The sequence below is a fragment of the Buttiauxella noackiae ATCC 51607 genome (assembly GCF_001654865.1).
GTDB lineage: Bacteria > Pseudomonadota > Gammaproteobacteria > Enterobacterales > Enterobacteriaceae > Buttiauxella > Buttiauxella noackiae.
Genome location: NZ_LXEO01000035.1, coordinates 1 through 17,131, shown reverse-complemented (window position 1 = coordinate 17,131; position 17,131 = coordinate 1). Strand labels below are relative to the sequence as shown.

17 protein-coding genes, 1 pseudogene and 1 other annotated feature are annotated in these 17,131 nt (G+C 48.6%); of the genes and pseudogenes, 11 read left to right on the top strand and 7 right to left on the bottom strand.

Annotated elements, in window-relative coordinates; all coding sequences use genetic code 11:
• Positions 1 to 11: 11 nt before the first annotated feature.
• Together M979_RS12415 and M979_RS12410 are read right to left on the bottom strand one after the other, a co-directional pair.
• On the bottom strand, positions 12 to 1,307 hold the full coding sequence (locus tag M979_RS12415) for an HlyC/CorC family transporter (protein WP_064555106.1): 1,296 nt from the start codon (positions 1,305 to 1,307) through the stop codon (positions 12 to 14).
• A 26-nt stretch (positions 1,308 to 1,333) separates the two neighbouring features.
• The gene (locus M979_RS12410; RefSeq protein WP_064555105.1) at positions 1,334 to 2,122 is read right to left on the bottom strand and encodes a cytochrome C assembly family protein; all 789 of its coding nucleotides are present in this window, start codon (positions 2,120 to 2,122) and stop codon (positions 1,334 to 1,336) included.
• A 172-nt stretch (positions 2,123 to 2,294) separates the two neighbouring features.
• Here M979_RS12410 and ffh point away from each other — a divergent pair, with 172 nt between their 5' ends.
• From ffh to rplS, 5 genes and pseudogenes are all read left to right on the top strand, one after another.
• Positions 2,295 to 3,656 carry a signal recognition particle protein gene (ffh, locus tag M979_RS12405; RefSeq protein ID WP_034457322.1) on the top strand — a complete coding sequence of 454 codons (1,362 nt, stop codon included), beginning with the start codon at positions 2,295 to 2,297 and terminating at the stop codon, positions 3,654 to 3,656.
• Between the two features lie 113 nt (positions 3,657 to 3,769).
• Positions 3,770 to 4,018: a 30S ribosomal protein S16 gene (gene rpsP, locus M979_RS12400; protein WP_034457320.1), complete on the top strand. Its 249-nt coding sequence runs from the start codon at positions 3,770 to 3,772 to the stop codon at positions 4,016 to 4,018.
• Positions 4,019 to 4,036: 18 nt separating this feature from the next.
• The gene (gene rimM, locus M979_RS12395; RefSeq protein WP_034457318.1) at positions 4,037 to 4,585 is read left to right on the top strand and encodes a ribosome maturation factor RimM; all 549 of its coding nucleotides are present in this window, start codon (positions 4,037 to 4,039) and stop codon (positions 4,583 to 4,585) included.
• A 45-nt stretch (positions 4,586 to 4,630) separates the two neighbouring features.
• Positions 4,631 to 5,399 (top strand): annotated as a pseudogene (gene trmD, locus M979_RS12390) (tRNA (guanosine(37)-N1)-methyltransferase TrmD).
• Positions 5,400 to 5,439: 40 nt separating this feature from the next.
• The gene (rplS, locus tag M979_RS12385; RefSeq protein WP_034457314.1) at positions 5,440 to 5,790 is read left to right on the top strand and encodes a 50S ribosomal protein L19; all 351 of its coding nucleotides are present in this window, start codon (positions 5,440 to 5,442) and stop codon (positions 5,788 to 5,790) included.
• Positions 5,791 to 5,847: 57 nt separating this feature from the next.
• Here rplS and M979_RS12380 read toward each other — a convergent pair whose 3' ends face one another.
• Positions 5,848 to 6,234, bottom strand: coding sequence for a DUF2799 domain-containing protein (locus tag M979_RS12380; RefSeq protein WP_083963924.1), 387 nt, complete (start codon positions 6,232 to 6,234; stop codon positions 5,848 to 5,850).
• A 274-nt stretch (positions 6,235 to 6,508) separates the two neighbouring features.
• Between M979_RS12380 and aroF the strand changes: the two genes are divergently transcribed.
• The 3 genes from aroF (at position 6,509) to M979_RS12365 (ending at position 9,673) form a co-directional block, all read left to right on the top strand.
• Positions 6,509 to 7,579, top strand: a complete 1,071-nt coding sequence (aroF, locus tag M979_RS12375; protein ID WP_034457310.1) for a 3-deoxy-7-phosphoheptulonate synthase AroF — start codon at positions 6,509 to 6,511, stop codon at positions 7,577 to 7,579.
• 11 nt (positions 7,580 to 7,590) lie between these two features.
• The gene (gene tyrA / locus M979_RS12370; RefSeq protein ID WP_034457308.1) at positions 7,591 to 8,712 is read left to right on the top strand and encodes a bifunctional chorismate mutase/prephenate dehydrogenase; all 1,122 of its coding nucleotides are present in this window, start codon (positions 7,591 to 7,593) and stop codon (positions 8,710 to 8,712) included.
• Positions 8,713 to 8,788: 76 nt separating this feature from the next.
• The gene (locus M979_RS12365; protein ID WP_064555103.1) at positions 8,789 to 9,673 is read left to right on the top strand and encodes an SMP-30/gluconolactonase/LRE family protein; all 885 of its coding nucleotides are present in this window, start codon (positions 8,789 to 8,791) and stop codon (positions 9,671 to 9,673) included.
• Between the two features lie 19 nt (positions 9,674 to 9,692).
• On the opposite strand, the gene pheA is transcribed toward M979_RS12365, so the two are convergent.
• The 4 genes from pheA to bamD form a co-directional block, all read right to left on the bottom strand.
• Positions 9,693 to 10,853: a bifunctional chorismate mutase/prephenate dehydratase gene (gene pheA, locus M979_RS12360; protein ID WP_064555102.1), complete on the bottom strand. Its 1,161-nt coding sequence runs from the start codon at positions 10,851 to 10,853 to the stop codon at positions 9,693 to 9,695.
• A gap of 21 nt (positions 10,854 to 10,874) precedes the next feature.
• Positions 10,875 to 11,002, bottom strand: a sequence feature (Phe leader region).
• A complete protein-coding gene (pheL, locus tag M979_RS23615) occupies positions 10,954 to 11,001 on the bottom strand; it encodes a pheA operon leader peptide PheL (RefSeq protein WP_193216298.1) in 48 nt (15 codons plus the stop codon). (Overlaps the previous feature by 48 nt.)
• A gap of 102 nt (positions 11,003 to 11,104) precedes the next feature.
• Positions 11,105 to 11,443, bottom strand: coding sequence for a ribosome-associated translation inhibitor RaiA (gene raiA, locus M979_RS12355; RefSeq protein WP_034457302.1), 339 nt, complete (start codon positions 11,441 to 11,443; stop codon positions 11,105 to 11,107).
• A gap of 272 nt (positions 11,444 to 11,715) precedes the next feature.
• Positions 11,716 to 12,453, bottom strand: coding sequence for an outer membrane protein assembly factor BamD (gene bamD / locus M979_RS12350; RefSeq protein WP_064555101.1), 738 nt, complete (start codon positions 12,451 to 12,453; stop codon positions 11,716 to 11,718).
• A 130-nt stretch (positions 12,454 to 12,583) separates the two neighbouring features.
• On the opposite strand from bamD, the gene rluD reads away from it, so the two are divergent.
• From rluD to clpB, 3 genes are all read left to right on the top strand, one after another.
• Positions 12,584 to 13,564 carry a 23S rRNA pseudouridine(1911/1915/1917) synthase RluD gene (gene rluD / locus M979_RS12345; protein ID WP_064555100.1) on the top strand — a complete coding sequence of 327 codons (981 nt, stop codon included), beginning with the start codon at positions 12,584 to 12,586 and terminating at the stop codon, positions 13,562 to 13,564.
• The gene (yfiH, locus tag M979_RS12340; protein ID WP_064555099.1) at positions 13,561 to 14,292 is read left to right on the top strand and encodes a purine nucleoside phosphorylase YfiH; all 732 of its coding nucleotides are present in this window, start codon (positions 13,561 to 13,563) and stop codon (positions 14,290 to 14,292) included. Before rluD ends, yfiH begins: the two co-directional genes overlap by 4 nt.
• 130 nt (positions 14,293 to 14,422) lie before the next feature.
• Positions 14,423 to 16,996, top strand: coding sequence for an ATP-dependent chaperone ClpB (clpB, locus tag M979_RS12335; RefSeq protein ID WP_064555098.1), 2,574 nt, complete (start codon positions 14,423 to 14,425; stop codon positions 16,994 to 16,996).
• Positions 16,997 to 17,131: the final 135 nt, after the last annotated feature.

Sequence of the window (17,131 nt, the reverse complement as noted above, 5' to 3'; positions counted from 1 at the left end):
GTATATCAGGACTAGTCATACTTTTGTTCAACACTTTGTCGCAGCGGCGTCACCGGGGTCACCCGCACTTGCTTAATCATGTTGTCTTGCACATCAAGAATATCAATATCGTAGTTGCTTAAGCGCACGCGAGTGTCGATAGCCGGTATCTCCTGCAGCTCTTCAAGTAGCATACCGTTTACGGTGCGGGCTTCGTCTTCTGGCAGCGTCCAGTTGAAGGCTTTGTTGATTTCACGAACGTTAGCACCGCCTTCAATAATCACGGAACCATCATTTTGCGGCGTCACTTCTTCAGCAAGCGTTGGTGACATGGAAGTAGTGAAATCACCGACAATCTCTTCAAGAATGTCTTCCACTGTGACCAGACCCTGAATATCACCGTATTCGTCGACGACCAGACCGACTTTCTTTTTATTGCGCTGGAATTTAACCAGCTGCACGCTGAGCGGTGTCCCTTCGGGAACGAAATAAATCTCGTCAGAGGCACGTAGCAGAGTTTCTTTGGTGAACTCCTGCTTTTCTGTCATCAAACGGTAGGCTTCACGCACACGCAGCATACTGATGGCATCATCCAGTGTGTCGCGGTACAGCACGATGCGCCCGTGTGGGGAGTGTGTCAGTTGGCGAACAATAGATTTCCAGTCGTCGTTGATGTTGATACCAACAATTTCATTTCGCGGCACCATGATGTCATCGACACTGATTTTTTCCAGATCGAGCACGGAAAGCAGCATGTCCTGGTTGCGGCGGGAAATTTTCGAATGCGACTCATGTACCAGAGTACGTAATTCGTCTTTGTTAAGGGCGCTACTTACGGTGCTGACGTTTTTGATCCCCATAAGACGCATTAGCATGCGAGTGATGACGTTAAGTAACCAAACCAACGGCATCATCAGTATTTGCAATGGCCCTAGTAGGAAACTACTTGGGAAAGCCACTTTTTCCGGATACAGAGCAGCAATGGTTTTCGGCAATACTTCGGCGAAAACCAACACCACAAAGGTGAGAATGCCGGTGGCGATAGCAACACCGGCATCACCGTATAAACGCATACCCACAATGGTGCCGATGGCTGAGGCGAGGATATTGACGAGGTTATTACCAATTAACACCAGACTGATCAGGCGGTCTGGTTTACGAAGAAGTTTTTCCACCCGTTTAGCTGCACGATTGCCTTGTTTGGCAAGATGACGCAACTTATAACGGTTAAGCGTCATCATGCCGGTTTCAGAGCCGGAGAAGTACGCTGAAACGACTACCATGATGATCAATGTGACAATCAACGTAGTCGTTGAGATCTGTTCCAAAAGGGTGTTCCTTTAAAAAGATAACATTAGCCGACAAATTGTTGCAGGACGCGGCTACCAAAATAGGCGAGTGTCAAAATTGCAGCACCAGCGACGTTAAACCAGACTACACGACGGCCTCTCCAACCTTCATGGTAGTGCCCCCAAAGTAAAACGATGTAGACAAACCACGCGAGAATCGACAATACCGCCTTGTCGACATTTTCCAGACTGAAAAGATTTTTTAGATAAAACAGACCGGTACATAGGGTTAACGTCAGCAGTACAACGCCGACTTGAGTGATGTGAAACATTTTGCGCTCAATACTCATCAACGGCGGCATTTCAGCACGGAAGGCGAGTTTTTTGTTCTTGAGCTGATAATCAATCCAGGCGAGTTGCAACGCGTAAAGAGCGGCGATAATCAGCGTGGCATAGGCAAAGAGTGACAAACCAATATGCACCATCATACCTGGTGTAGCTTCAAGGCGTGTGATGAATTCGTTAGGCATAAAGGTGGCAAGTGCCAGATTGATTAAGGCGAAAGCGTAAACAATCGGTAACAGCAGCCAGCCGCGATTGCGTGATGCCACAATGGTCATCACGGTACATATCATCAAACTGACAAGCGAACCGACGTTGAGCAAGCTGAGGTTCTGACCTCCATCGGCATTAAAAATACGTGCTTCAAGGGCCACGCCATGGCTTACCAGCGCTATGACGGCCGATATAATGGCGAAACGGCGCCACCCACTGTTTTTTGTCAGCAGGCCCGGGATGATCAGCGCGAGGCTGCAGGAATAGGCTACAAGCGCAAGGATTGCGAAAACAGGCATATAAAGTGTCGGTCAATTAGCCAGAGAAGAAAAAAAACAGTATAACGTTACCTGCCGCCTGCTCCAACTCTAACCGTTGCATCACACCAAACGCGGCTTCATGGTATAATCCGCCAAATTCTGTTTTGTGTCGCGTACCGCGGCCCTAAGTTACCACGTTAGGCAAAAGACAATGTTTGATAATTTAACTGACCGTCTGTCGCGCACACTGCGCAATATCAGCGGCCGCGGGCGGCTGACTGAAGAGAATGTAAAAGAAACACTGCGCGAAGTGCGCATGGCATTGCTGGAAGCGGACGTTGCGCTGCCGGTTGTGCGTGACTTTATCAGCCGCGTAAAAGAAAAAGCGGTTGGTCATGAAGTTAACAAAAGCCTGACTCCGGGTCAGGAGTTCGTCAAAATCGTTCGCGCCGAACTTGTTGCAGCGATGGGCGAAGAGAATGCGAGCCTGAATCTTGCAGCACAGCCGCCAGCCGTTGTGCTGATGGCGGGTTTGCAAGGTGCGGGTAAAACCACAAGCGTAGGTAAGTTAGGTAAATTCCTACGTGAGAAGCACAAGAAAAAAGTGCTGGTGGTTTCTGCCGACGTTTATCGCCCTGCGGCGATCAAACAGTTGGAAACGCTGGCTGAACAAGTCGGTGTCGATTTCTTCCCGTCCGATGTCGGGCAAAAGCCAGTTGATATCGTAAATGCGGCGCTGAAAGAAGCGAAGCTGAAATTCTTCGACGTACTGCTGGTGGATACCGCCGGTCGCTTACACGTCGATGAAGCGATGATGGACGAAATCAAACAGGTTCATGCTGCGATTAACCCAGTTGAAACCCTGTTTGTTGTTGACGCAATGACCGGCCAGGATGCGGCAAATACAGCTAAAGCCTTTAACGAAGCATTACCGCTGACCGGCGTCGTACTGACGAAAGTCGATGGTGATGCGCGTGGCGGTGCGGCACTGTCTATCCGACATATCACCGGCAAGCCGATTAAATTCCTCGGTGTGGGTGAGAAAACGGAAGCGCTGGAGCCTTTCCACCCGGATCGTATTGCTTCCCGTATTCTGGGGATGGGCGATGTTCTGTCGCTTATCGAAGATATTGAGAGCAAAGTTGACCGTGCTCAGGCTGAGAAATTAGCCAGCAAGCTGAAAAAGGGCGATGGGTTTGATCTCAACGATTTCCTTGAGCAGCTCAAGCAGATGAAAAACATGGGTGGCATGGCGAGTATGATGAGCAAATTGCCAGGAATGGGGCAATTGCCGGATAACGTTAAGTCGCAAATGGATGACAAAGTCCTGGTGCGAATGGAAGCCATTATTAATTCCATGACGCTCAAAGAGCGTGCGCAGCCAGAGATTATCAAAGGTTCACGTAAACGTCGTATCGCGATGGGTGCGGGTATGCAGGTGCAAGATGTCAACCGTCTACTCAAGCAGTTTGACGACATGCAACGCATGATGAAAAAGATGAAGAAAGGCGGAATGGCGAAAATGATGCGTGGCATGAAAGGTATGATGCCACCAGGTTTCCCAGGTCGTTAAGCTCATTTAGATTGCATTTTGCGCCGAAATGAGTAAAATTTTCGGGCTTTTAATATGACACCGGGCTCCATCCCTCGATGGGGCCCGATGTTTTATTCACTAAAGAGGATGTTATGGTAACTATTCGTTTAGCACGTCACGGCGCTAAAAAGCGTCCGTTCTACCAGGTTGTTGTTACTGACAGCCGTAATGCACGTAACGGTCGTTTCATCGAGCGTGTTGGTTTCTTCAACCCTATCGCTGGTGAAAAAGACGAGGCAACTCGCCTGGATCTGGATCGTATCGAGCATTGGGTTGGCCAAGGCGCAACCGTTTCTGATCGCGTATCTGCGCTGATCAAAGCAGCAAAAAAAGCAGCTTAATCTGTCACGGTGGTCATGATGAGCAATCAACTCGCTGCAAAGGCTCCTGTTAACCCAATCGTGTTGGGCAAGATGGGTTCCTGCTATGGGATTCGTGGTTGGCTCAGAGTGTTTTCCTCCACCGAAGACGCCGATAGCATTTTTGACTATCAGCCCTGGTTTATCCAGAAGGCGGGTCAGTGGCAGCAAGTACAGCTGGAAAGCTGGAAGCACCACAATCAGGATCTGGTCATCAAACTGAAAGGTATTGATGATCGGGATGCTGCGAATCTTCTGACTAATTGCGAAATTGTCGTCGATTCAACGCAATTGCCTCATCTCGAAGAGGGTGACTACTACTGGAAAGACCTTATGGGTTGCCAGGTTGTCACTACTGAAGGATATCAGCTCGGTAAAGTCATCGACATGATGGAAACCGGCTCAAATGACGTTCTCGTCATTAAGGCAAACCTGAAAGATGCGTTCGGTATCAAGGAGCGGCTGGTTCCGTTCCTCGATGGGCAGGTTATCAAGAAAGTCGATCTCGCTACTCAAACGATTGAAGTAGATTGGGATCCTGGTTTTTAAAACCTCCGGATAAACGGTAAAAGACGGCGTAATGGGGATTGGCTTGTGTTTATTGGTGTAGTTAGCCTGTTTCCAGAGATGTTTCGCGCAATTACCGACTTCGGGGTAACTGGCCGGGCTGTAAAAAATGGCCTGCTGAGCATCCAGAGTTGGAGTCCACGTGACTTCACTTATGACCGGCACCGTACCGTGGACGATCGTCCTTACGGCGGCGGACCGGGTATGCTCATGATGGTAAATCCTTTGCGGGAAGCCATCCACGCAGCGAAAGCAGCGGCAGGGGAAGGTGCTAAGGTTATCTATCTGTCACCTCAGGGACGCAAGCTTGATCAAGAAGGCGTCAGTGAACTGGCAACAAATGAGAAGTTAATTCTGGTTTGTGGTCGTTACGAAGGGATAGATGAGCGCGTAATCCAAACCGAAATTGATGAAGAATGGTCAATCGGCGATTACGTTCTCAGTGGTGGTGAATTACCAGCAATGGTACTGATTGACTCAGTTTCTCGGTTTATTCCGGGAGTCCTGGGGCATCAGTCATCAGCAATCGAAGATTCGTTTGCCGATGGATTGTTGGACTGCCCACACTATACCCGTCCTGAAGTGTTAGAAGGCATGGAGGTTCCGCCAGTTTTACTGTCGGGAAACCATGAACAGATTCGCCGGTGGCGCCTGAAACAGTCGCTGGGCCGTACCTGGCTTAGAAGACCTGAACTTCTGGAAAACCTGGCTCTGACTGAAGAGCAAGCAAGGTTGCTGGCGGAGTTCCAACGGGAACACGCAAATACAGCAACATAAACATGATGGGATGGCGTAAGCCCCCGATTATCAGTTTACCCAGGATAAGAGACAAAATTATGAGCAACATTATTAAGCAAATTGAACAAGAACAGATGAAACAGGATGTACCTTCATTCCGTCCGGGTGATTCCGTGGAAGTGAAAGTATGGGTCGTTGAAGGTTCTAAAAAACGTCTGCAGGCATTTGAGGGCGTGGTTATCGCTATCCGTAACCGCGGTCTGCACTCTGCATTCACTGTTCGTAAAATTTCCAACGGCGAAGGTGTTGAGCGTGTATTCCAGACTCACTCCCCAGTAATCGACAGCATTACTGTTAAACGTCGTGGTGCCGTTCGTAAAGCTAAACTGTACTACCTGCGTGAGCGTACTGGTAAGTCTGCTCGTATTAAAGAGCGTCTGACTAAGTAAGATTTCGCTAGCGCGACATCCATATCAAGGGCTGCCATCTGGCAGCCCTTTTTTTGCTTAATGCATGAAGGATTCCTGAAAGCCTTTACGACTCGCTTTTTCCCATTGCGCTTGCCGCTCGGCTACATCTGGAAGTGTTTCGCAGCTGGCTGGGAACGACTTTCCACTTTCTCCAAGGATCTCTAAGAATTTAGGATCACAAATCCGCTCCTGGCCACCGGCATAACCTTTTAACCATTCTTCACGGTCAACATTTTCATCGTTATGCAAATGCGCAATGACAGTATTACTTCTTATGGGTTGTCCCGACATCGCATCATCCCAGCCAGCCTGATACCAGTCGGTGGGGGCAGGCGTTGGGGCATGGGTATAGGGATCGACATAACAGCCAGTTAATAACAATACAGGAATCAAAGCTAAGTAACGCATTGCGGCGATATCCATTTCAAAGGGTATTCTCTGAGCATAGAGTGGTTATGGTTCCCCATGACGTTATTTTTTAAAGAATGCATGAATGTGCAGGAAACTGGCTTGCTTATGCGTTGTGTATATTTTTGTTTACGATTGTTATGTGTTGACGTGCCTTAAACGGCAATTATTTTGTATGTGTAACGTATTGTTTACGTAATATGGATTGCAATCTTTACTAAAGCTGGTAATGTAGTGCCATCCTCACTGAGGAAACGACTATCGCAAACGAGCTAACAGGATCGCCATCATGCAAAAAGACGCGCTGAACAACGTTCATATTTCTGACGAACAGGTATTAATCACTCCGGATCAACTGAAAGCGGAATTCCCGCTGACCGCCGCTCAGGAAGCGCAGATCGAACAGTCCCGTCAGACGATTTCCAACATTATCGCTGGCCGCGATCCTCGTCTGTTAGTGGTGTGTGGACCTTGCTCAATCCACGACCCGGAAACCGCGATTGAATATGCTCGTCGTTTTAAAACCTTGTCTGAACAAGTTAGCGATAGTCTGTACCTCGTGATGCGCGTCTATTTTGAAAAGCCACGTACGACTGTGGGCTGGAAAGGGCTTATCAACGATCCACATATGGATGGCTCGTTTGATGTCGAAGGCGGCTTGAAAATTGCTCGTCAATTGCTTGTAGAGTTGGTGAGCATGGGGCTGCCGCTGGCAACCGAAGCGCTTGATCCTAATAGCCCGCAATACTTGGGCGATCTGTTCAGCTGGTCTGCAATCGGTGCGCGCACCACTGAGTCCCAGACTCACCGTGAAATGGCTTCTGGCCTTTCAATGCCAGTTGGTTTTAAAAATGGTACCGATGGCAGCCTGGGCACCGCAATTAATGCAATGCGTGCGGCTTCGATGCCACACCGTTTTGTCGGTATCAACCAGGCAGGCCAGGTCTGCCTGTTGCAGACGCAAGGTAACCCTGATGGCCACGTGATTTTACGTGGTGGCAAAGCACCTAACTACAGCCCGGCAGATGTCGCGCAGTGTGAAAAAGAGATGGAACAGGCAGGACTCCGCCCGGCCTTGATGATAGATTGCAGCCATGGCAATTCAAACAAAGATTACCGCCGCCAGCCGGGTGTAGCTGAATCAGCTGTCGCTCAAATTAAAGATGGTAACCGTTCGATTATTGGCCTGATGATTGAAAGTAATATCCATGAGGGTAATCAATCTTCAGAACAACCTCGCAGCGAAATGAAGTATGGCGTATCTGTAACTGATGCTTGCATCGATTGGGAAACGACAGAGACTTTACTGCGTGAGATTCATCAGGATTTGAACGGTACGCTTGCGGCGCGTCAGGCATAAGAGGTTTTACTATGGTGGCTGAATTGACCGCGCTGCGCGATCAAATCGATGAAGTGGATAAGGCGTTGCTGGGACTACTGGCACGTCGCCTGGAACTTGTAGCGGAAGTTGGCGAAGTCAAAAGCCAGTATGGGTTACCGATTTATGTTCCGGAACGTGAAGCGGCGATGCTGGCTTCTCGCCGCAAAGAAGCTGAAGCGTTAGGTGTTCCACCAGATCTGATTGAAGACGTACTGCGCCGCGTAATGCGAGAGTCTTACTCAAGCGAGAATGACAAAGGCTTTAAAACGCTATTTCCTGCATTGCGCCCGGTTGTAATCGTCGGTGGTGGTGGGCAAATGGGGCGCTTGTTTGAAAAAATGCTTACGCTGTCTGGCTATCAGGTTCGAATTCTTGAAAAAGAAGACTGGGCTAAAGCACCAGAGTTGATGGCTGATGCGGGCATGGTGATTGTCAGCGTCCCGATTCATATCACCGAACAGGTGATTGCGCAGCTCCCGCCATTGCCAAATGACTGTATTTTGGTCGATCTGGCTTCGGTAAAAAACGGTCCATTGCAAGCTATGCTGGCAGCACATCAGGGCCCGGTTCTCGGGTTGCACCCAATGTTTGGGCCTGATAGTGGGAGCCTTGCGAAGCAAGTTGTGGTGTATTGCGATGGTCGCCAGCCGGAAGCCTATCAGTGGTTTCTGGAGCAGATTCAGGTTTGGGGCGCGCGTTTGCATCGCTCCACGGCGGTTGAACACGACCAGAATATGGCGTTCATTCAGGCGTTGCGCCACTTTGCAACTTTTGCATATGGTCTTCACCTGGCCGAAGAAAATGTTCAGCTTGAGCAGTTGCTGGCGCTTTCTTCACCGATTTATCGCCTGGAGCTGGCAATGGTCGGGCGCTTATTCGCTCAGGACCCACAGCTTTACGCTGACATTATTATGTCCTCCGAAAGCAATCTGGAGCTGATCAAGCGCTACTACAAGCGATTCGGTGAGGCAATTGGCTTGCTTGAGCATGGTGATAAACAAGCGTTCATCGACAGCTTCCGTAAAGTCGAACATTGGTTTGGTGATTACGCGCAGCGCTTCCAGAGTGAAAGCCGCACTTTATTACGCCAGGCGAATGATAGCCGACCGTAATTGCAAAATAGTCTTATAATCTAAAGCCATCAGGGAAACCTAATGGCTTTTTTTATTGGCAATGAAGGATAGAAAAATGGCTCAGCCGCAAGTTCTGTTCGATTACACCGGTCACTTACCTGAATGCCCCACCTGGAGTGCTGAGGAAAACTGCCTCTACTGGACGGATATTCTCGAAAATGAAATGCATCGCTACAACATCGAAAGCAAAAAACACGATGTGATTCAGTTTTCCGAAGAGGTTGGATGTTTTGCATTGTGCGAAACTGGCGGTTTTATTGTCGCGCTGCGAAGCGGAATTTATCTGACTAACCGCACTGGGCTTATTACTCGCAAAGTCTGTGACAACCCTAATAACCCGGCATTAGCTCGTTTTAATGATGGGGGAACTGACCGGGATGGGCGTTTTTATGCCGGAACATTTTGGGGACCGGGTGATTACAACGGGGCATTATTGTGCCGCGTGGATAACGATTTGACGCCGCACGTCATTCAGCATGATATCCATGGCGCCAATGGCCTGGCGTTTAGTGCAGATAAAAAATGGATGTTCACATCAGACACACCTAACCGTGTGATTTACAGAACTCCGTTAGATGAACATGGTGAACCGGGCAAGCGTGAAGTGTTTAAACGTTTTGAGTTGGGGGAGGGGATTCCTGACGGTGCTGCAATTGACGAAGAAGGTTGTTACTGGACAGCGTTATTTGATGGCTACCGTATTGCACGCTTGTCACCAACGGGAAATGTACTGGAAGAGTATCAGCTGCCTGTACGTTGCCCTACGATGGTCTGTTTTGGTGGCGATGATATGAGAACGTTATTCATCACGACTACGCGAGAAAATATGGAAGATGCGGAAGTCGCGGAAAGGCCACTGTCCGGCGCGATTTTTACGATTAAAGTCGCAGTGGCGGGAATGCCAAAACTGAAGTTTAAAGAAATCAGTAAGCCAGCATAACGCTGGCTTACTGCCAGTGTTACACCTGATCGACAGGCACCACGTTCTCACTCGGATAACAGCCAAGTACTTTCATTGAGCGGGTGATTTCGCCCAGCTCGCGAAGGGCTTTATGCATTGCTTCATCGTTCTGGTTTGCCTGAACATCCAGATAAAACATCTCTTCCCACGGGTTACCGTTAATCGGCCTCGATTCCAGTTTTGTCATGATCAGGTTGTGGTTTCGCAGCACCAGCAGGGCTTCAACCAGCGCACCGGCTTGTTGGCCTGTCGCCATCAGCAGAGTGGTTTTCGCCGGAACCTGGTCTGTTACTTCAATGGCTTTGCGAGCCAGTACGATGAAGCGAGTAATGTTTTGCGTCTGATTTGCCAGGTTTCGTTCCAGAACTTGTAAGCCATACAGCGCGCCACCTGCTTCGCTACCTAATGCCGCGACATGAGGTGAGTTCGCCTGAGCAACCTTCTCCATCGCTGCAGAAGTACTCTCACAATATTCAATTTTCCAGTTTGGGTAGCGATTGATGAACTGGCTACATTGCTGGAAAGGCTGCGGATGGCTATACACCGTGTGGATAGTGTCTAAATCCGTCGTACCTTTAACCAACACACAGTGATCTATGGGCACAGTCATCTCGGCAACGATGGATAAACTGGTGTGCTGCAACAAATCATAGACATCGTTAATTGCACCAGAACTGGTGTTCTCTAGTGGCACGACTGCGTAATCGGCTTGACCGGTTTCGACCTGATTAAAGATGTCATGAAATTTTGCACAGCCGCTTTCAATAAATTGTTCAAAATGTCTGGCGGCATACTGACGAGCAGCGAGATGAGAATAAGAGCCTTTAGGGCCAAGGAAAGCAATTCGGGCAGATTGCGGATTGGTTTTATTCAGATGCTGCTGAAGTAGCGTTTGCTGAGTCAGAACCGAATCTTCAATGATCAACTGGAACAAGCGAGTAATGTAATGAGCGTCCAGATTATGCGTTTTGCCAAGAGTAATCAGGCGCTCCAGTAAATCACGCTCGCGGTCAATATCTCGTACCGGGCGGTGAGTGGCAAGTTTAGCTTTTCCGACTTCTACAGCTAATAAGCGACGCTCCGCCAGCAATGCCAGCAGTTTTACATCCAGGGCGCTAATTTTGTCGCGCAGTGCCAGCAATGGGTTTGTCTCACTCATATCGCTACCTTTTCGAATTCCATAAAAAAAGCCTCCCGGGTTTCGGGAGGCTTGTTTGTTCGTCTTCGCATTCTTTATCACACGACGAATTGCCTCCCATTCAGGGGAAGGTAAAAAAGAATGCGAAGAAAAACGGAAATAGTTTCATGGGTGATTCCTGATAAGTCAGACAAGTAAGGTACTCGGTCTGTTTTCGCTCTGTCAATAAAAAACGCGCCCGGAGGCGCGTTGAGTTTGATAAAGCGAACTGATTACTCTTCTTCAATTTCCGCGATAGCAACGTCTTTCACTGAACCTGCTGTGCGACGCGCTTCACCCTTGTGTTGCACTTTATTCAACTGCCGCTCCAGTTTGTTGATCAAATCGTTGATAGCCGTATACATATCATCGTGTTTGGCGCTCGCTACGAGCTGGCCATTTGGCGTATTAATGGTGGCATCAGCCACGAAACCTTTCGGTTCTTTGGACAAAACAATGTGTGGATTAATTAGATGAGTTTGCCACTTGTCCAGTTTTGTTAGACGGTCTGCGACGTGCTGACGAATAGCTGGGGTGATTTCCATTTGTTTGCTGGTAATGTTCATTGTCATAAAGTTACCTCTTGTCATTCCCGTCTTGGTAACTCCAGCATACCTTTCTGAATGTCAAAATGTGTGATGCAAATCACATTATTTTGTCACTTTTTGTCAGTAAACCCTTTTTGTGAGGCAGGACAGGATCTCTGTTTTTAAAGCTTGTGGAAGTGAGAAATAGCGTCCATATTTGATTGGATGACTTGACGCTAAACCGTTTCAGTTTACGTATTTCAGGCAATAAAAATGGCAGCCATAGGGCTGCCATTTTGTTTTGATAAATTGGTGAATCAGGTGTTGTTGCTATTAGCCGCGATAATTTTTGCAACTTTGTCAGCCTGGGCTGGCATTTGCATTTCACGGTAAGCATTTTCCATCAGCTTCAGAGCATCACGAGTGGCCTGAGTATCAGGGAAATCACGCAACATTCCTTCGACACGGTTAACTACTGCAACCCACGCGCCGCGTTTAGTGTAGTATTGCGCCACTGAAAGCTCATATTTCGCTAAACGATCTTTCAGGAACACCAGACGCTTGGTGGCATCGGTGACATACTGGCTGTTCGGATAACCACGAACCAGCTTAGAGAAATCGTTGAAAGCATCACGTGCATGAGCTGGATCTCGGTCTGAACGATCGACGCCAAAGAAGCCTTGTAATGCGCTATCATCCAACGCCATGTCCGTCAGACCACGCATGTAAAGTACGTAGTCAATGTTTGGATGGGTAGGATTAAGGCGCATAAAGCGGTCAATCGCTGCCTGAGCCAGTGGCAAATCAGCGTTCTTATAATAAGCGTAAATAAGATCTAACTGCACTTGCTGCGAGTAAGGCCCGAACGGATAACGGTTATCCAGCGCTTCCAGTTGCGTTATCGCCGCTTTAAAGTTACCGTCCTGCAACTTTTGCTGCGCAGTCGCATAGATCTCAGAAGGTGGATTATCAGGAACCTCATCCTTGGAACTGGAGCAACCAGCCAATGCCAGGCTCAACGTGGCTGCTGCCACCAGATATTTCATACGCGTCATGACGTTTTGACTTTCCTCAGAATGTTATCCGGGAGGCTCGCAGTACCAGCTCCCGATAAAGACCAGCTACAATAGCACACTATATTAAACGGCATTGCCGTAAAACCCAACGTTAACGAAGAAGCTGTCTATGGCACAACTAGTACAACTCACCGCAACTGTCTCCGAATCTCAACTCGGTCAACGCTTAGATCAAGCTTTGGCCGAATTGTTCCCGGATTATTCACGTTCGCGTATAAAAGAATGGATTATTGATCAGCGTGTGCTGGTCAATGGCACTATCAGCGACAAGCCGAAAGAGAAAGTATTGGGTGGCGAAAGCGTCACTATCAATGCTGAAATCGAAGAGGAAGCGCGCTGGGAACCACAAGATATCCCGCTCAATATCGTCTATGAAGATGACGATATTCTGGTGATTAACAAACCGCGTGATTTCGTTGTGCATCCTGGTGCGGGTAACCCTGACGGGACCGTCCTGAATGCACTATTGCATTACTACCCACCGATTGCTGATGTACCGCGTGCGGGTATCGTGCATCGTCTGGATAAAGACACGACTGGTTTGATGGTCGTTGCGAAAACTGTTCCTGCGCAAACTCACTTGGTTGAGGCTTTGCAATTACGTGAAATCACGCGTGAGTATGAAGCAGTTGCGATTGGTCATATGACCGCCGGGGGAACGGTAGACGAGCCAATCAGCCGCCATTCTACCAAGCGCACCCATATGGCTGTGCATCCGATGGGTAAGCCAGCGGTCACGCATTACCGAATCATGGAACATTTCCGTGTGCACACTCGTCTACGTTTGCGTCTGGAAACAGGTCGTACTCACCAGATTCGTGTGCACATGGCGCATATCACTCATCCATTAGTTGGCGATCAGCTTTATGGTGGACGTCCACGCCCGCCAAAAGGTGCGTCGGAAGAGTTTGTTAGGGTGCTGCGTAAGTTTGACCGTCAGGCTCTTCATGCAACTATGCTGCGTCTTCACCATCCGATCAGCGGTATGTTGATGGAGTGGCATGCGCCGATTCCTCAGGATATGGTTGAGCTGATTGAAGCATTACGTGCTGATACAGAAATTCATAAGGATCAACTGGACTGGCTATGAGCAAATTGATCGTCCCGCATTGGCCGCTTCCTGAAGGAGTGGCTGCTTGCAGTTCGACACGTATTGGCGGTGTGAGTCAACCGCCTTACGATTCGCTTAATCTGGGAGCCCACTGCGGTGATAACCTGGATGATGTCGAAGAAAATCGCCGTCTTTTTTACGCTGCTGCCTCGTTGCCCTCGAAACCTGTTTGGTTAGAGCAAGTACACGGCAAAGAAGTGTTGAAACTCACGGGCGGGCCATATTTGTCTAAGCGCGCTGATGCTTCTTATAGCTCAACGCCGGGCACCGTTTGTGCAGTAATGACTGCAGATTGCTTGCCAGTGCTATTCTGTAATAAGGCAGGAACTGAGGTTGCTGCTGCTCATGCGGGATGGCGTGGTTTGTGTGAAGGTGTGCTTGAAGAAACCATCGCCTGCTTTAAAGATGCACCAGAAAATATCTTCGCGTGGCTTGGCCCGGCTATCGGCCCTGAAGCATTTGAAGTTGGCCTGGAAGTGCGTGAAGCGTTTATGGCTAAAGATCTTCAGGCTGATAGCGCATTTCGTCCGTCAGGGGAAAAATACCTCGCTGACATCTACACGTTGGCACGCCAACGCTTGTCTGCCGCGGGCATTAACCATATTTATGGTGGTGACCGTTGCACTTACAGCGAAGCGGGTGATTTTTTCTCATATCGACGCGACAGAACCACAGGCCGTATGGCAAGTTTCATTTGGCTGATATAACCTATCGAATCAAGACGATCCAGTGCGGGTAACTAACGCTCCAAATATTTCAGGTCATTAACCTTGAATAATTGAGGGATGACCTCATTTAATCTCCAGTAGCAAATTTGACCTGTATATGGGAGGAGTTATGCGTCTGGATCGTCTTACTAATAAATTCCAGCTTGCTCTCGCTGATGCCCAATCCTTAGCTCTCGGGCAAGACAACCAATTTATCGAACCCCTTCACTTGATGAGCGCACTGCTTAATCAGGAAGGCGGATCTGTGCGTCCGTTACTGACCTCTGCCGGCGTTAATGCTGGCAAGCTACGTACGGATATCGAGCAAGCTTTAAGCCGTTTACCACAAGTTGAAGGAACGGGCGGTGACGTCCAGCCTTCGCAGGATTTAGTCCGTGCATTAAACCTGTGTGACAAACTGGCGCAAAAACGAAATGACAACTTCATTTCGTCTGAGTTATTTGTTCTGGCAGCACTTGAATCGCGCGGAACATTAACTGATTTATTGAAATCAGCAGGTGCTACCACGGCAAATGTGACAGCAGCAATTGAACAAATGCGTGGAGGCGAAAACGTGAATGACCAGGGTGCTGAAGACCAACGTCAGGCATTGAAAAAATATACCGTCGATCTGACTGAGCGTGCAGAACAGGGCAAGCTTGATCCAGTGATTGGCCGTGATGAAGAAATTCGCCGCACTATTCAAGTATTGCAACGGCGTACCAAAAACAACCCGGTACTCATCGGTGAACCAGGTGTTGGTAAAACAGCCATTGTTGAAGGCCTGGCGCAACGCATTATTAACGGTGAAGTGCCTGAAGGGTTGAAAGGGCGTCGCGTACTGGCGCTTGATATGGGTTCGCTGGTGGCGGGCGCAAAATATCGTGGTGAATTTGAAGAGCGTCTTAAAGGTGTGCTGAACGACCTTTCTAAGCAGGAAGGTAACGTCATTCTATTTATTGACGAGCTGCACACTATGGTGGGCGCAGGTAAAGCCGATGGTGCCATGGATGCTGGTAACATGCTTAAGCCTGCACTGGCACGCGGTGAGTTGCACTGCGTTGGCGCCACAACGCTTGATGAATATCGTCAATATATAGAGAAGGATGCCGCGCTTGAGCGACGCTTCCAGAAAGTGTTTGTTGCCGAGCCTTCAGTCGAAGACACCATCGCAATTTTGCGTGGGCTGAAAGAGCGTTACGAATTGCATCACCATGTGCAGATTACTGACCCGGCTATTGTTGCGGCTGCGACTTTATCGCATCGATATATTGCCGATCGTCAGTTGCCGGATAAAGCCATCGACCTTATAGATGAAGCTGCTTCCAGCATTCGTATGCAGATTGACTCGAAGCCAGAAGAGTTAGACCGTCTTGATCGCCGAATCATCCAGCTAAAACTGGAACAGCAGGCATTGAAGAAAGAGTCTGACGAAGCGAGCCAAAAACGTTTGAGTATGCTTGAGGAAGAATTAGGGCAGAAAGAACGTGAGTATTCAGCACTAGAAGAAGAGTGGAAAGCTGAGAAAGCGTCCCTTTCTGGTGAGCAGACCATTAAAGCAGAACTGGAACAGGCAAAAATTGCCATTGAGCAGGCTCGTCGCGTAGGCGATCTGGCACGTATGTCTGAATTGCAGTATGGGAAGATTCCAGAGCTTGAGAAACAGCTCGCGGCGGCAATCCAGAGTGAAGGCAAAACCATGCGGCTGCTGCGTAACAAAGTAACTGAGGCAGAAATTGCGGAAGTGCTGGCACGCTGGACTGGGATCCCTGTGGCTCGAATGCTGGAAGGTGAACGAGACAAACTGCTGAGAATGGAGCAACAACTTCATACTCGTGTTATCGGGCAGAATGAAGCTGTGGAAGCAGTATCAAACGCAATTCGTCGTAGCCGTGCCGGTTTGTCTGACCCAAATCGTCCGATTGGTTCGTTCCTGTTCCTTGGGCCAACCGGTGTGGGTAAAACTGAACTGTGCAAAACGCTGGCAAACTTTATGTTTGATAGCGATGACGCAATGGTGCGTATCGATATGTCCGAGTTTATGGAAAAACACTCGGTCTCTCGTTTGGTCGGTGCGCCTCCAGGATATGTTGGTTACGAAGAGGGTGGTTATCTGACAGAAGCTGTTCGTCGTCGCCCTTACTCTGTCATTCTGTTGGATGAAGTTGAGAAGGCACACCCGGATGTGTTCAACATCTTATTACAAGTGCTGGACGACGGACGTCTGACTGATGGACAGGGGAGAACGGTCGACTTCCGTAATACGGTTGTGATTATGACGTCTAACCTGGGTTCTGACTTAATTCAGGAGCGCTTCGGCGAGCTGGACTACGGTCATATGAAGGATCTGATTCTTGGTGTTGTTAGCCAGAACTTCCGACCGGAGTTCGTCAACCGTATAGATGAAGTCGTGGTGTTCCACCCATTAGGTGAGAAACACATTGCTTCTATTGCGCAGATTCAGTTGCAGCGTTTGTATAAACGCCTTGAAGAGCGTGGCTATGAAGTCACTATCTCTGAAGATGCGTTGAAGCTGCTTAGCGAGAATGGTTACGATCCGGTATATGGTGCAAGACCGTTGAAACGCGCTATCCAGCAGCAAATAGAGAACCCGCTGGCTCAGCAAATCCTCTCTGGAGAGCTGATTCCTGGGAAAACGGTACACCTTGAAGTAAAAGATAATCATATTGTGGCAGTGCAGTAAGTCACAGAAAAGACAAAAACGGGCCCTGAGGGGCTCGTTTTTGTTTAAAAACCAGGCGATAGTGAGTCCTTGATATATATTTTGAATGAAAAATAGTCAATCAATAAGTTTTTTGAATTTTATACTTGTCACCTT

Coding starts and splice junctions, on each gene's coding strand:
- M979_RS12410 (WP_064555105.1), bottom strand. CDS start 2,122: ATGCCTGTTTTCGCAATCCTTGCGCTTGTAGCCTATTCCTGCAGCCTC.
- ffh (WP_034457322.1), top strand. CDS start 2,295: ATGTTTGATAATTTAACTGACCGTCTGTCGCGCACACTGCGCAATATC.
- rpsP (WP_034457320.1), top strand. CDS start 3,770: ATGGTAACTATTCGTTTAGCACGTCACGGCGCTAAAAAGCGTCCGTTC.
- rimM (WP_034457318.1), top strand. CDS start 4,037: ATGAGCAATCAACTCGCTGCAAAGGCTCCTGTTAACCCAATCGTGTTG.
- rplS (WP_034457314.1), top strand. CDS start 5,440: ATGAGCAACATTATTAAGCAAATTGAACAAGAACAGATGAAACAGGAT.
- M979_RS12380 (WP_083963924.1), bottom strand. CDS start 6,234: ATGGATATCGCCGCAATGCGTTACTTAGCTTTGATTCCTGTATTGTTA.
- aroF (WP_034457310.1), top strand. CDS start 6,509: ATGCAAAAAGACGCGCTGAACAACGTTCATATTTCTGACGAACAGGTA.
- tyrA (WP_034457308.1), top strand. CDS start 7,591: ATGGTGGCTGAATTGACCGCGCTGCGCGATCAAATCGATGAAGTGGAT.
- M979_RS12365 (WP_064555103.1), top strand. CDS start 8,789: ATGGCTCAGCCGCAAGTTCTGTTCGATTACACCGGTCACTTACCTGAA.
- pheA (WP_064555102.1), bottom strand. CDS start 10,853: ATGAGTGAGACAAACCCATTGCTGGCACTGCGCGACAAAATTAGCGCC.
- raiA (WP_034457302.1), bottom strand. CDS start 11,443: ATGACAATGAACATTACCAGCAAACAAATGGAAATCACCCCAGCTATT.
- bamD (WP_064555101.1), bottom strand. CDS start 12,453: ATGACGCGTATGAAATATCTGGTGGCAGCAGCCACGTTGAGCCTGGCA.
- rluD (WP_064555100.1), top strand. CDS start 12,584: ATGGCACAACTAGTACAACTCACCGCAACTGTCTCCGAATCTCAACTC.
- yfiH (WP_064555099.1), top strand. CDS start 13,561: ATGAGCAAATTGATCGTCCCGCATTGGCCGCTTCCTGAAGGAGTGGCT.
- clpB (WP_064555098.1), top strand. CDS start 14,423: ATGCGTCTGGATCGTCTTACTAATAAATTCCAGCTTGCTCTCGCTGAT.